This window comes from Citrobacter arsenatis, assembly GCF_004353845.1.
Lineage (GTDB): Bacteria > Pseudomonadota > Gammaproteobacteria > Enterobacterales > Enterobacteriaceae > Citrobacter > Citrobacter arsenatis.
The window spans coordinates 3883309-3896039 of the sequence record NZ_CP037864.1 but is presented as its reverse complement, the minus strand read 5'-3'; the positions used below and the strand labels follow the sequence as shown (position 1 = coordinate 3896039).

15 protein-coding genes are annotated in these 12731 nt (G+C 53.3%); 13 read left to right on the top strand and 2 right to left on the bottom strand.

Annotation, left to right across the window (positions count from 1 at the left end; all coding sequences use genetic code 11):
* The first annotated feature begins 96 nt into the window (after positions 1 to 96).
* Positions 97 to 834, top strand: coding sequence for a tRNA(1)(Val) (adenine(37)-N(6))-methyltransferase TrmN (trmN, locus tag E1B03_RS19870; protein ID WP_133086790.1), 738 nt, complete (start codon positions 97 to 99; stop codon positions 832 to 834).
* Here the strand turns inward: trmN and nadB are convergent.
* The gene (gene nadB, locus E1B03_RS19865; protein WP_103771533.1) at positions 819 to 2441 is read right to left on the bottom strand and encodes an L-aspartate oxidase; all 1623 of its coding nucleotides are present in this window, start codon (positions 2439 to 2441) and stop codon (positions 819 to 821) included. The genes trmN and nadB overlap by 16 nt on opposite strands.
* A gap of 263 nt (positions 2442 to 2704) precedes the next feature.
* Here nadB and rseD point away from each other — a divergent pair, with 263 nt between their 5' ends.
* From rseD to acpS, 12 genes are all read left to right on the top strand, one after another.
* Positions 2705 to 2869 carry a rpoE leader peptide RseD gene (gene rseD, locus E1B03_RS19855; RefSeq protein ID WP_049259737.1) on the top strand — a complete coding sequence of 55 codons (165 nt, stop codon included), beginning with the start codon at positions 2705 to 2707 and terminating at the stop codon, positions 2867 to 2869.
* Positions 2866 to 3441, top strand: coding sequence for an RNA polymerase sigma factor RpoE (rpoE, locus tag E1B03_RS19850; protein WP_003037573.1), 576 nt, complete (start codon positions 2866 to 2868; stop codon positions 3439 to 3441). The genes rseD and rpoE overlap by 4 nt, the downstream gene beginning before the upstream one ends.
* A 31-nt stretch (positions 3442 to 3472) precedes the next feature.
* Positions 3473 to 4123, top strand: a complete 651-nt coding sequence (gene rseA, locus E1B03_RS19845) for an anti-sigma-E factor RseA (RefSeq protein WP_103771534.1) — start codon at positions 3473 to 3475, stop codon at positions 4121 to 4123.
* Positions 4123 to 5079, top strand: a complete 957-nt coding sequence (gene rseB, locus E1B03_RS19840) for a sigma-E factor regulatory protein RseB (protein ID WP_103771535.1) — start codon at positions 4123 to 4125, stop codon at positions 5077 to 5079. Before rseA ends, rseB begins: the two co-directional genes overlap by 1 nt.
* Complete coding sequence (gene rseC / locus E1B03_RS19835) at positions 5076 to 5540, top strand: SoxR-reducing system protein RseC (RefSeq protein WP_103771536.1); 465 nt, start codon at positions 5076 to 5078, stop codon at positions 5538 to 5540. Before rseB ends, rseC begins: the two co-directional genes overlap by 4 nt.
* 270 nt (positions 5541 to 5810) lie before the next feature.
* Positions 5811 to 7610, top strand: coding sequence for a translation elongation factor 4 (gene lepA, locus E1B03_RS19830; protein WP_003037577.1), 1800 nt, complete (start codon positions 5811 to 5813; stop codon positions 7608 to 7610).
* Between the two features lie 15 nt (positions 7611 to 7625).
* Positions 7626 to 8600: a signal peptidase I gene (gene lepB / locus E1B03_RS19825; protein WP_042306654.1), complete on the top strand. Its 975-nt coding sequence runs from the start codon at positions 7626 to 7628 to the stop codon at positions 8598 to 8600.
* Positions 8601 to 8869: 269 nt separating this feature from the next.
* A complete protein-coding gene (gene rnc, locus E1B03_RS19820; protein WP_003037579.1) occupies positions 8870 to 9550 on the top strand; it encodes a ribonuclease III in 681 nt (226 codons plus the stop codon).
* On the top strand, positions 9547 to 10452 hold the full coding sequence (gene era, locus E1B03_RS19815; protein ID WP_048210889.1) for a GTPase Era: 906 nt from the start codon (positions 9547 to 9549) through the stop codon (positions 10450 to 10452). The genes rnc and era overlap by 4 nt, the downstream gene beginning before the upstream one ends.
* Positions 10453 to 10482: 30 nt before the next feature.
* The gene (gene recO / locus E1B03_RS19810) at positions 10483 to 11193 is read left to right on the top strand and encodes a DNA repair protein RecO (protein ID WP_043017220.1); all 711 of its coding nucleotides are present in this window, start codon (positions 10483 to 10485) and stop codon (positions 11191 to 11193) included.
* A 15-nt stretch (positions 11194 to 11208) separates the two neighbouring features.
* A complete protein-coding gene (gene pdxJ, locus E1B03_RS19805; RefSeq protein WP_003838383.1) occupies positions 11209 to 11940 on the top strand; it encodes a pyridoxine 5'-phosphate synthase in 732 nt (243 codons plus the stop codon).
* On the top strand, positions 11940 to 12320 hold the full coding sequence (acpS, locus tag E1B03_RS19800) for a holo-ACP synthase (RefSeq protein WP_038642698.1): 381 nt from the start codon (positions 11940 to 11942) through the stop codon (positions 12318 to 12320). The genes pdxJ and acpS overlap by 1 nt, the downstream gene beginning before the upstream one ends.
* Before the next feature lie 129 nt (positions 12321 to 12449).
* On the opposite strand, the gene E1B03_RS19795 is transcribed toward acpS, so the two are convergent.
* The gene (locus E1B03_RS19795; RefSeq protein ID WP_003037590.1) at positions 12450 to 12710 is read right to left on the bottom strand and encodes a YfhL family 4Fe-4S dicluster ferredoxin; all 261 of its coding nucleotides are present in this window, start codon (positions 12708 to 12710) and stop codon (positions 12450 to 12452) included.
* Positions 12711 to 12731: the final 21 nt, after the last annotated feature.

Below are 12731 nucleotides of genomic sequence, written 5' to 3'. Positions count from 1 at the left end.
TTACGGCTGCAATCTTCATCTGTTTGTATGGATATACCTTCTCAGGTATTGTTTTTATCCTATGTTATCGTTTTTTTTCCAGGAAGGTTGTTCTCCATGCCCCAGTCTACATCCGTACTTAGACGTAATGGATTTACTTTTAAGCAGTTTTTTGTGGCACACGATCGTTGTGCAATGAAAGTCGGAACGGACGGCATTTTATTGGGAGCCTGGGCTCCCGTTGCGGGCGTAAAACGGATCCTGGATATTGGTACCGGGAGCGGCCTGTTGGCGCTGATGTTGGCCCAGCGCACGGATGAAAACGTCATCATTGACGCCGTGGAGCTTGATGTTGACGCCGCGCAGCAGGCGCAGGAAAACATTGCGCAATCTCCGTGGATGCATCGCGTAAGCATTCATACAGAGGATGCGCAGCGGTGGGTTCCGCGCCAGACCGTGCGTTTTGATTTGATAATCAGCAATCCTCCCTATTATGAACAGGGAGTGGAATGTGCCACGCCGCAGCGCGAGCAGGCACGCTACACCACCACGCTCGATCATCAGGCATTGCTTACGCTGGCGGCGGACAGCATTACGGAGGAAGGTTTTTTTTGTGTGGTGCTGCCGGAACAGATCGGCAATGCATTCACCCAGCAGGCACTCAGTATGGGCTGGCATCTGCGATTGCGCACGGATGTTGCAGAAACGGAAGCCCGACTACCGCATCGGGTATTGCTGGCATTCTCCCCGCTGGCCGGGGAGTGCTTTAGCGACAGGCTGGTGATCCGTGGGCCAGACCAACGTTACTCTGAAGGTTACACGGCGCTGACCCAGGCGTTTTATCTGTTTATGTGATGACTTAGCGGCGAGAGAATGGACGGGCCCGCCTCTGGAAGCTGTTCTGGATAATCCAGCGTGTAGTGCAGGCCCCGACTCTCTTTGCGCATCATTGCGCAGCGGACAATCAGCTCTGCAACCTGCACCAGATTGCGCAGTTCCAGTAAGTTATTCGACACGCGGAAATGGGCGTAATATTCGTCGATTTCCTGTTGCAGCATAGTGATACGGCGTAGAGCACGCTCCAGACGTTTAGTCGTGCGCACAATACCGACATAATCCCACATAAACAGCCGTAATTCATGCCAGTTATGCTGAATGACAACCAGTTCATCCGGGTTTTCTACCCGACTCTCATCCCAGCTCGGGAGCGTGCTGACGCCGCGCGCATACGGCATGCGCCTGTCGATATCTTCAGCTGCGGACCAGCCGTAAACCAGGCACTCCAGCAAAGAGTTCGATGCCATGCGATTGGCGCCATGCAGGCCGGTATAACTCACTTCGCCGATCGCATACAGGCCGTCGACATCTGTGCGGCCAAAGTCATCAACCATCACCCCGCCGCAGGTATAGTGCGCAGCAGGAACGATGGGAACCGGTTCTTTAGTCAGGTCGATGCCCAGTCCCAGTAATTTTTCATAAATCATTGGGAAATGCTGACGAACAAATTCTTCCGGTTTATGGCTGATGTCGAGGAACATGCAGTCAGCGCCCAGGCGTTTCATCTCGTGGTCAATGGCGCGGGCGACAATATCGCGGGGAGCCAGTTCACCACGCTCGTCAAAATCGGGCATAAAGCGTGAACCGTCCGGGCGCTTCAGGTGTGCTCCTTCGCCACGTAGCGCCTCGGTCAGCAGAAAATTGCGCGCCTGCGGATGATACAGCGCTGTCGGGTGAAACTGGTTAAACTCCAGGTTGGCGACGCGGCATCCCGCGCGCCAGGCCATTGCAATCCCGTCACCCGAAGAAATATCCGGATTGGTGGTGTATTGATACACCTTTGACGCGCCGCCGGTGGCTAACACGACCGACTTCGCATGGCAGGTTTCGACGGCTTCTTTATTACGATTCCATATCCATGCGCCGACAACCCGACGCGTTCCCGGCAGACCGATTTTATCGGAGACAATCAGGTCGACGGCATTACTGCGCTCGAGAACCCGGATGTTGGGGTGATTTTGCGCCTGGCTGACAAGGGTGGTTTCGACTTCTTTACCGGTGGCATCCGCAGCATGCAGGATGCGTCGATGGCTATGGCCGCCTTCACGAGTCAGGTGATAACTCTCTTCACCGTTGGGCTGAACCTGCGTATCAAATAAGACGCCCTGATCGATAAGCCACTGAACGCAGGTGCGGGCATTGCTGGCAACAAATTCAACCGCATGGCGATCGCACAGCCCGGCTCCGGCAATCAGCGTATCTTCAACGTGGGAGTCGATACTGTCGGTTTCATCGAAAACTGCGGCAATACCGCCTTGGGCATAGAACGTCGAGCCTTCGCTGACCGGCCCTTTGCTCAGAACAATAACCTGATGTTTTTCAGCCAGGCGCAGCGCCAGCGAGAGTCCAGCAGCCCCGCTGCCAATAATCAGCACGTCACAGGATAATTCAGGAGTCGTATTCATGATTTTTGTTTAATTTACTAAACAGTGTTTGGTCACCATAGCACCACATTGCGCGATACTGCACGTTTTATTTTTAAATGTGTTGCAATGACTAAACATGAAAGAAAAGCATGACGAGGACGAAATGAGCAAAAATATTTTGTGAAGCAGACCGTTAGCATCAGATTATGTGATGAAATAAAGTGCCCGTTGGGTTACTCTGCAAGCGGTGAAATGGGCATTTCTGTACAGATAGTGCGTTGATCGGGTTATGTAGACTTATAATGAGAGATAAGACCTGTCTACAACATGACAAACAAAAAACAATGCGTAACGGAACTTTACGAAACTTGAGCACTCTAAGCATTTGCTTGCTCATAGTGAAGCTGATGGAGTGGCGTTTCGAAGGCGCGTGGAAATTTGGTTTGGGGAGACTTTACCTCGGATGAGCGAGCAGTTAACGGACCAGGTCCTGGTAGAACGGGTCCAGAAGGGAGATCAGAAAGCCTTTAACCTACTGGTAGTGCGCTATCAGCATAAGGTGGCGAGTCTGGTTTCTCGCTATGTACCGTCGGGTGATGTACCCGATGTAGTACAAGAAGCATTTATCAAGGCCTATCGTGCGCTGGACTCGTTCCGGGGAGATAGTGCTTTTTATACCTGGCTGTATCGTATTGCAGTCAATACAGCGAAGAATTACCTGGTCGCTCAGGGGCGTCGTCCACCTTCCAGTGATATTGATGCGATTGAAGCAGAGAATTACGAAAGTGGCGGTGCGCTGAAAGAAATTTCGAACCCTGAGAACTTAATGTTGTCAGAAGAACTGAGACAGATAGTTTTCCGAACTATTGAGTCCCTCCCGGAAGATTTACGCATGGCAATAACCTTGCGGGAGCTGGATGGCCTGAGCTATGAAGAGATAGCCGCTATCATGGATTGTCCGGTAGGTACGGTGCGTTCACGTATCTTCCGAGCGAGGGAAGCTATTGATAATAAAGTTCAACCGCTTATCAGGCGTTGACGATAGCGGGATACTGGAAAAGGTATTAGGCATGCAGAAAGAACAACTTTCCGCTTTAATGGATGGCGAAACGCTGGATACTGAGTTGCTCAAAGAGCTGGCTCACGACCCGGAAATGCAACAAACCTGGGAGAGTTATCACCTGATTCGCGATTCCATGCGAGGTGATACCGCCGACGTTCTCCATTTCGATATTTCCGCCCGCGTAATGGCCGCCATCCAGGATGAGCCAGTACGTCAGACGGCGCCATTGATTCCTGAGGCCCAGCCAGCACCGCACCAGTGGCAGAAAATGCCATTCTGGAAGAAAATGCGTCCGTGGGCCGCGCAGCTTACCCAAATGGGTGTGGCCGCGTGCGTATCACTTGCAGTTATTGTTGGCGTCCAGCACTATAATGGGCAATCTGAAACGTCCCAGCAGCCCGAAACGCCGGTATTTAATACATTACCGATGATGGGTAAAGCCAGTCCGGTAAGCCTGGGTGTACCTTCTGACGCGACGGCCAGCGGCGGTCAGCAACAGCAGGTGCAGGAGCAGCGTCGTCGTATTAATGCCATGTTGCAGGATTACGAACTGCAACGTCGACTGCACTCTGAACAGCTTCAGTTTGAGCAGGCCCAAACACAGCAAGCCGCTGTGCAGGTGCCAGGAATTCAAACTTTAGGAACGCAATCGCAGTAATGAAGCAACTTTGGTTTGCCATGTCACTTGTGGCTGGTAGCCTGTTCTTCTCTGTAAACGCCTCGGCCAATCCTGCGTCCGGGGCGTTGTTGCAGCAGATGAATCTGGCCAGCCAGTCGCTAACCTATGAGCTGTCATTTGTCAGCATCAATAAGCAGGGTGTTGAATCCCTACGTTATCGCCATGCCCGCCTGGATAACCGTCCGCTAGCGCAACTGTTGCAAATGGATGGACCGCGCCGGGAAGTGGTGCAACGTGGCAACGAAATCAGCTATTTTGAGCCAGGTCTCGAACCGTTCACACTGAACGGCGACTATATCGTCGACTCTCTGCCATCCCTGATTTACACCGACTTCAAACGGCTTGCTCCCTACTATGATTTCATCTCAGTAGGTCGCACCCGCATTGCCGACAGACTCTGTGAAGTGATCCGCGTTGTCGCTCGTGACGGGACGCGTTACAGCTATATCGTCTGGATGGACACGGAGACTAAGCTGCCGATGCGGGTCGATCTTCTCGACCGTGATGGCGAAACGTTGGAACAGTTCCGCGTCATCGCCTTTACCGTAAATAACGGCGTCAGTGACAGCATGCAAACGCTGGCGAAAGCCAATTTGCCACCGCTGCTGTCGGTTCCTGCGGGCGAGAAAACCAACTTCAACTGGAGTCCGTCGTGGTTACCGCAAGGCTTCAGTGAAGTCTCCAGCAGTCGACGCCCGCTGCCAACGATGGATAACATGCCGATCGAATCGCGCCTTTATTCTGATGGCCTGTTCAGTTTCTCGGTGAACGTAAACCGTGCGATGCAAAACAGCACCGATCAACTGCTGCGTACCGGGCGCAGGACGGTCAGCACCAGCGTGCGTGATAACGCGGAAATTACGATTGTGGGCGAGCTCCCGCCGCAAACGGCGAAGCGTATTGCGGATAATATTAAGTTCAGGGCAGCACAATGATTAAAGAGTGGGCGACAGTCGTCTCCTGGCAAGATGGTCTGGCGACGGTCAGCTGTGATGTTAAAGCATCATGTAACAGCTGTGCTTCGCGGGCCGGATGTGGGAGTCGCGTGTTAAACAAACTGGGTCCACAGACGACGCATACCATCGTGGTGCCCAGCGACGAACCCTTAGCGCCTGGTCAAAAAGTTGAACTGGGTATTGCCGAGGGTAGCCTGTTGGGATCGGCGATGCTGGTCTACATGTCTCCATTAGCAGGGCTTTTTCTCTTCGCTGCGCTATTCCAGGTGCTGTTTGGCTCCGACCTTGCGGCATTAAGCGGCGCAGTGCTGGGGGGCGTGGGTGGATTCCTGATTGCCCGTGGATACTCCCGTAAGCTTGCTGAGCGTGAAGCCTGGCAGCCAGTCATTCTGAACGTTGCTCTCCCGCCCGATCTTATTCGCGTCGAAACCCAGCAGTGATATCTTTGCCTGATGGCGCTGCGCTTATCAGGCCTACAGCCTCCTCAGATACAGGTGTTGGCCGGATTAGGCGTTTATGCCGCCATCCGGCAAAAGTTTCACCAGCTTTGCAAGGTTGTTTCCAGTTCCCGCTATCCTTGCTCTATGAACATTTCCTCGCCTCAGCGTTGTAGTGTAGAATGCGGCGTTTCACTTAAACAGACGTTAAGCTCAGATCAGCGACTTCTCAGAGCCTGCTCCGGCGGGCGTAAGGCACAATAATTACACTATATGAAGAACATACGTAACTTTTCAATCATAGCTCACATCGACCACGGTAAATCGACGCTGTCTGACCGTATTATCCAGATCTGCGGTGGCCTGTCTGACCGTGAAATGGAAGCGCAGGTTCTCGACTCGATGGATCTTGAGCGTGAGCGCGGTATTACTATCAAAGCGCAGAGCGTGACGCTCGACTTCAAAGCATCTGATGGTGAAACCTATCAGCTTAACTTTATCGACACCCCGGGCCACGTTGACTTCTCGTATGAAGTCTCCCGTTCGCTTGCTGCCTGTGAAGGCGCATTGCTGGTGGTTGATGCCGGACAGGGCGTCGAAGCGCAGACCCTGGCTAACTGCTATACCGCCATGGAAATGGACCTGGAAGTGGTGCCGGTACTGAACAAAATTGACCTACCAGCCGCCGATCCTGAGCGCGTAGCGGAAGAGATCGAAGATATTGTCGGTATCGATGCGACGGACGCCGTTCGCTGCTCGGCGAAAACCGGTGTTGGCGTCACTGACGTTCTTGAACGTCTGGTGCGCGACATCCCGCCGCCGGAAGGCGACCCGGAAGGCCCATTGCAGGCGCTGATTATCGACTCCTGGTTCGATAACTACCTTGGCGTAGTATCACTGGTGCGTATTAAAAACGGCACCATGCGTAAAGGCGACAAAATCAAAGTGATGAGCACCGGTCAGGTCTATAACGCCGACCGCCTGGGCATCTTCACGCCAAAACAGGTTGACCGTACCGAGCTGAAATGCGGCGAGGTAGGTTGGTTGGTTTGTGCGATTAAAGACATCCTCGGCGCACCGGTTGGCGATACCCTGACACAGGCGCGTAACCCGGCAGACAAACCGCTGCCTGGCTTTAAAAAAGTGAAGCCGCAGGTTTACGCCGGTCTGTTCCCGGTGAGCTCTGACGACTACGAAAACTTCCGTGACGCTCTTGGTAAGCTGAGCCTCAATGACGCCTCCCTGTTCTACGAGCCGGAAAGCTCAACCGCGCTGGGCTTCGGTTTCCGCTGTGGCTTCCTCGGCCTGTTGCACATGGAGATCATTCAGGAACGTCTGGAGCGTGAGTACGATCTGGATCTGATCACTACCGCGCCGACCGTAGTCTACGAAGTGGAAACCACGGCGAAAGAGACTATCTACGTCGACAGCCCGTCCAAGCTGCCGCCGCTGAACAACATCTACGAACTGCGTGAGCCGATCGCTGAGTGTCACATGCTGCTGCCGCAGGCTTACCTCGGTAACGTCATTACGCTGTGTATCGAGAAACGCGGTGTACAGACCAACATGGTTTACCACGGTAACCAGGTGGCGCTGACCTATGAAATTCCGATGGCGGAAGTTGTGCTCGACTTCTTCGACCGTCTGAAGTCAACCTCTCGTGGCTATGCGTCACTGGACTATAACTTCAAGCGCTTCCAGGCGTCTGACATGGTGCGTGTTGATGTTCTCATCAACAACGAACGCGTCGATGCGCTGGCGCTGATCACGCACCGCGACAACTCCCAGAGCCGTGGTCGTGAACTGGTCGAGAAGATGAAAGATCTGATCCCTCGCCAGCAGTTTGATATCGCGATCCAGGCGGCCATTGGTACGCACATCATCGCGCGTTCAACGGTTAAGCAACTGCGTAAAAACGTTCTGGCGAAATGCTACGGTGGCGATATCAGCCGTAAGAAAAAGCTGCTGCAAAAACAGAAAGAGGGTAAAAAGCGCATGAAGCAGATCGGTAACGTCGAACTGCCGCAGGAAGCCTTCCTCGCCATTCTGCATGTCGGTAAAGACAGCAAATAATCTTAAGGAGTTGGCATGGCGAACATGTTTGCCCTGATTCTGGTGATTGCCACACTGGTGACGGGCATTTTATGGTGCGTAGATAAATTCATCTTCGCGCCAAAACGCCGGGAGCGTCAGGCAGCAGCGCAAGCTGCTGCGGGTGATTCACTGGATAAAGCAACGCTGAAAAAAGTGGCCCCTAAGCCGGGCTGGCTGGAAACCGGGGCATCCGTTTTCCCGGTCCTGGCTATTGTGCTGGTGGTGCGTTCATTTATTTATGAGCCGTTCCAGATCCCGTCTGGTTCGATGATGCCGACGCTGCTTATCGGTGACTTTATCCTGGTGGAAAAATTCGCCTACGGGATTAAAGATCCGATTTACCAGAAAACGCTGATCGAAACCGGTCATCCGAAACGCGGGGATATCGTGGTGTTTAAATACCCGGAAGATCCGCGTCTGGACTACATCAAACGCGCTGTCGGTTTACCGGGTGACAAAGTGACGTACGATCCGGTGGCGAAAGAGGTCACTATTCAGCCAGGTTGCAGCTCCGGTCAGGCGTGTGAAAACGCGCTGCCGGTAACCTACTCTGATGTTCAGCCAAGCGATTTTGTGCAGACCTTTGCTCGTCGCAACGGCGGAGAAGCGACCAGCGGCTTCTTTGAAGTTCCGCTGAATGAAACGAAAGAAAACGGTATTCGCCTCTCCGAGCGTAAAGAAACGCTGGGTGAGGTAACGCACCGCATTCTGACCGTGCCAATCGCGCAGGATCAGGTGGGGATGTATTACCGCCAGCCAGGCCAGCAACTGGCAACCTGGATCGTCCCGCCGGGACACTACTTCATGATGGGTGATAACCGTGACAACAGCGCGGACAGCCGTTATTGGGGATTTGTGCCGGAAGCGAATCTGGTGGGTAAAGCGACCGCTATCTGGATGAGTTTCGACAAGCAAGAAGGCGAATGGCCGACCGGTGTGCGTTTAAGCCGTATTGGTGGCATCCACTAATTGCCGATAATCGTTCACGTTGTCGTCATTATGGCGACAGCGTGAATTATTTCTCGGATAAATTCCCGCAGACTAACGACATCCCTTGTCGTTGTGTATAGAATATTCCCCCGAAGTTTCAGGTTGGCGCCCTCAGGTCGCCACGGCACACGAAACAGCGTTGGTCCACCTGTATAAGCCATGTATACACAAAATCATTCAGGCTGAAGTGTATATATCAGGTCTGTTTCGTGTGCTGAATTGTTGACGCATTCATTTATTGGTATCGCATGAACCCCATCGTAATTAATCGGCTTCAACGGAAGCTGGGCTACACTTTTAATCATCAGGAGCTGTTGCAGCAGGCATTAACTCACCGTAGCGCCAGCAGCAAACATAACGAGCGTTTAGAATTTTTAGGCGACTCTATTTTGAGCTTTGTTATCGCTAATGCGCTGTATCACCGTTTCCCGCGTGTGGATGAAGGTGATATGAGCCGCATGCGCGCAACGCTGGTTCGCGGCAATACGCTGGCTGAATTAGCCCGTGAATTTGACCTCGGTGAATGTTTACGTTTGGGGCCAGGCGAGCTGAAAAGCGGCGGCTTCCGTCGTGAATCGATCCTCGCCGATACCGTTGAAGCGTTGATCGGTGGCGTCTTCCTCGACAGCGATATTCAAACCGTTGAGCAACTGATCCTGAACTGGTATCAGACTCGTCTGGATGAAATTAGCCCAGGTGATAAACAAAAAGATCCGAAAACGCGCCTGCAGGAATATTTGCAGGGTCGTCACCTGCCGCTGCCGTCCTATCTGGTGGTGCAGGTCCGTGGTGAAGCACACGATCAAGAATTTACTATCCACTGCCAGGTCAGCGGCCTGAGTGAACCGGTGGTTGGCACAGGTTCGAGCCGTCGTAAGGCTGAGCAGGCTGCCGCCGAACAGGCGTTGAAAAAACTGGAGCTGGAATGAGCATCGATAAAACTTACTGCGGATTTATTGCCATCGTCGGTCGCCCGAACGTCGGTAAATCGACCCTGTTGAATAATCTGCTTGGGCAGAAGATTTCCATTACCTCACGTAAGGCTCAGACAACACGTCACCGTATTGTTGGCATCCATACCGAAGGCGCGTATCAGGCGATTTATGTTGATACTCCTGGCCTGCATATGGAAGAAAAACGGGCGATTAACCGCCTGATGAACAAAGCGGCGAGCAGCTCGATTGGTGATGTTGAACTGGTTATTTTCGTTGTCGAAGGCACTCGCTGGACGCCGGACGACGAAATGGTGCTCAACAAACTGCGCGACGGTAAAGCTCCGGTAATTCTGGCCGTGAACAAAGTAGACAACGTTCAGGAAAAAGCCGATCTGCTGCCGCACCTGCAGTTCCTGGCAAGCCAGATGAACTTCCTCGATATCGTCCCGATCTCTGCCGAAACCGGTCTGAATGTCGATACCGTCGCGGGCATCGTGCGTAAGCACCTGCCGGAAGCCATTCATCACTTCCCGGAAGATTACATCACCGACCGTTCTCAGCGCTTTATGGCCTCTGAAATCATCCGTGAAAAGCTGATGCGTTTTCTGGGGGCTGAGCTGCCGTACTCCGTTACCGTGGAGATTGAGCGTTTCATCTCTAACGAGCGCGGTGGCTACGACATTAACGGTCTGATCCTCGTTGAACGTGAAGGGCAGAAGAAGATGGTTATTGGCAACAAAGGGGCCAAGATTAAAACCATCGGCATCGAAGCGCGTAAAGACATGCAGGAGATGTTCGAAGCGCCCGTTCACCTCGAACTGTGGGTGAAAGTGAAATCCGGCTGGGCCGATGACGAACGCGCGCTGCGCAGCCTCGGTTACGGCGACGACGTCTAAATCCCTGCAACTTGAAAGACGGCGGGTATGATGGAAGGATGGCAACGCGCTTTTGTCCTGCATAGCCGCCCGTGGAGCGAAACCAGTCTCGTGCTGGACGTCTTCACGGAAGAGTCAGGCCGCGTGCGCCTTGTAGCCAAAGGCGCGCGTTCCAAGCGTTCCAATCTCAAAGGCGCACTCCAGCCTTTTACTCCGTTACTGCTTCGCTTTGGTGGACGTGGTGAGGTCAAAACCTTGCGCAGCGCCGAAGCCGTTTCTCTGGCACTCCCTCTTAGCGGTATCACGCTGTACAGCGGTTTGTATATCAACGAGCTTATTTCTCGCGTGCTTGAGTACGAGACCCGCTTTTCTGAACTCTTTTTTGATTACCTGAACTGTATTCAGGCACTGGCTGGCGCGACGGGTTCGCCAGAACCTGCGTTGCGTCGCTTTGAGCTGGCCTTGCTTGGTCACCTGGGCTACGGCGTCGATTTTACCCACTGTGCGGGCAGCGGCGAGCCGGTAGACGACACCATGACCTATCGCTACCGGGAAGAAAAAGGGTTTATTGCAAGCGTTGTAATTGATAACTCCACCTTTACCGGACGCCATCTGAAAGCACTCGAATCACGAGAATTTCCGGATGCTGATACGCTGCGCGCCGCGAAACGCTTTACCCGCATGGCGTTAAAGCCGTATCTTGGTGGTAAGCCCCTAAAGAGCCGCGAATTATTCCGGCAGTTTATGCCGAAGCGAAAATAAAATACGAGGATTGTCATGGCCGAATTACTGTTAGGCGTCAACATTGATCACATTGCCACTTTACGTAATGCACGCGGTACCGCATACCCGGATCCGGTTCAGGCAGCGTTTATCGTTGAACAGGCGGGCGCGGATGGTATTACCGTACACCTGCGTGAAGACCGTCGCCATATCACCGACCGTGACGTGCGTATTCTGCGCCAGACGCTGGATACGCGTATGAATCTGGAAATGGCGGTTACCGAAGAGATGCTGGCGATTGCCGTTGAGACTAAGCCGCATTTTTGCTGCCTGGTGCCGGAAAAACGTCAGGAAGTTACCACCGAAGGTGGTCTGGACGTCGCCGGTCAGCGTGACAAAATGCGCGACGCCTGCAAACGCCTGGCGGACGCCGGCATTCTGGTTTCGCTGTTTATCGACGCCGATGAAGAGCAGATTAAGGCCGCTGCGGAAGTGGGCGCGCCGTTTATTGAAATTCACACCGGCTGTTACGCCGATGCGAAAACCGACGCGGAACAGGCCAGTGAACTGGCGCGTATCGCCAAAGCGGCGACTTTTGCAGCCAGCCTTGGCCTGAAGGTGAATGCGGGTCACGGCCTGACGTATCACAACGTTAAAGCCATCGCGCGGATCCCGGAAATGCACGAACTGAATATCGGTCATGCCATTATCGGGCGCGCGGTGATGAGCGGTCTGAAAGACGCGGTAGTAGAAATGAAACGCCTGATGCTGGAAGCGCGTGGCTAATGGCGATTTTGGGATTAGGTACGGATATCGTGGAGATTGCCCGCATCGAAGCGGTGATCTCTCGTTCCGGCGACCGTCTTGCAAGACGCGTGCTTAGCGATAACGAATGGGCAATTTGGGAGACGCATCAGCAGCCGGTGCGTTTTCTGGCGAAGCGTTTTGCGGTCAAAGAGGCGGCAGCAAAAGCCTTCGGGACGGGTATTCGCAACGGCCTGGCGTTTAATCAGTTTGAGGTCTTTAACGACGAACTCGGTAAGCCGCGTCTGCGGTTATGGGGGGAGGCGTTAAACCTGGCGGAAAAACTCGGCGTCGCACACATGCATGTGACGCTGGCCGATGAGCGTCATTACGCCTGCGCTACGGTGATTATCGAAAGTTAGATTCAGGACGTTGCCGGATGGCGACGCGTGGCGTCTTATCCGGCCTACGGGTTATACGATTATTGCAGGGGCTGGGTAGGCCTGATAAGCGTTAGCGCCATCAGGCTTCATCACCGGATGGCGACGCGGTTAAAGTTTATCGGCGTGGTGCATTAGCACAAACTTATCCCACAGCTGTTCTTCTGTTTCGACATGTGCCGGATCTTTCAAAATAGTATTGGGGATCGGGCACACCTTCTGGCAGGTTGGTGTGTCGTAATGGCCTACGCATTCCGTGCACTTGTCGCTGTTAATCTCGTAAATGCTGTCGCCCATCGAAATCGCCTCATTCGGGCATTCGGGCTCGCACATATCGCAATTGATACACTTTTTAGTGATTAACAGGGCCATCAGGAAACTCTCAAAACATCA

Coding starts and splice junctions, on each gene's coding strand:
- trmN (WP_133086790.1), top strand. CDS start 97: ATGCCCCAGTCTACATCCGTACTTAGACGTAATGGATTTACTTTTAAG.
- nadB (WP_103771533.1), bottom strand. CDS start 2,441: ATGAATACGACTCCTGAATTATCCTGTGACGTGCTGATTATTGGCAGC.
- rseD (WP_049259737.1), top strand. CDS start 2,705: ATGAGAGATAAGACCTGTCTACAACATGACAAACAAAAAACAATGCGT.
- rpoE (WP_003037573.1), top strand. CDS start 2,866: ATGAGCGAGCAGTTAACGGACCAGGTCCTGGTAGAACGGGTCCAGAAG.
- rseA (WP_103771534.1), top strand. CDS start 3,473: ATGCAGAAAGAACAACTTTCCGCTTTAATGGATGGCGAAACGCTGGAT.
- rseB (WP_103771535.1), top strand. CDS start 4,123: ATGAAGCAACTTTGGTTTGCCATGTCACTTGTGGCTGGTAGCCTGTTC.
- rseC (WP_103771536.1), top strand. CDS start 5,076: ATGATTAAAGAGTGGGCGACAGTCGTCTCCTGGCAAGATGGTCTGGCG.
- lepA (WP_003037577.1), top strand. CDS start 5,811: ATGAAGAACATACGTAACTTTTCAATCATAGCTCACATCGACCACGGT.
- lepB (WP_042306654.1), top strand. CDS start 7,626: ATGGCGAACATGTTTGCCCTGATTCTGGTGATTGCCACACTGGTGACG.
- rnc (WP_003037579.1), top strand. CDS start 8,870: ATGAACCCCATCGTAATTAATCGGCTTCAACGGAAGCTGGGCTACACT.
- era (WP_048210889.1), top strand. CDS start 9,547: ATGAGCATCGATAAAACTTACTGCGGATTTATTGCCATCGTCGGTCGC.
- recO (WP_043017220.1), top strand. CDS start 10,483: ATGGAAGGATGGCAACGCGCTTTTGTCCTGCATAGCCGCCCGTGGAGC.
- pdxJ (WP_003838383.1), top strand. CDS start 11,209: ATGGCCGAATTACTGTTAGGCGTCAACATTGATCACATTGCCACTTTA.
- acpS (WP_038642698.1), top strand. CDS start 11,940: ATGGCGATTTTGGGATTAGGTACGGATATCGTGGAGATTGCCCGCATC.
- E1B03_RS19795 (WP_003037590.1), bottom strand. CDS start 12,710: ATGGCCCTGTTAATCACTAAAAAGTGTATCAATTGCGATATGTGCGAG.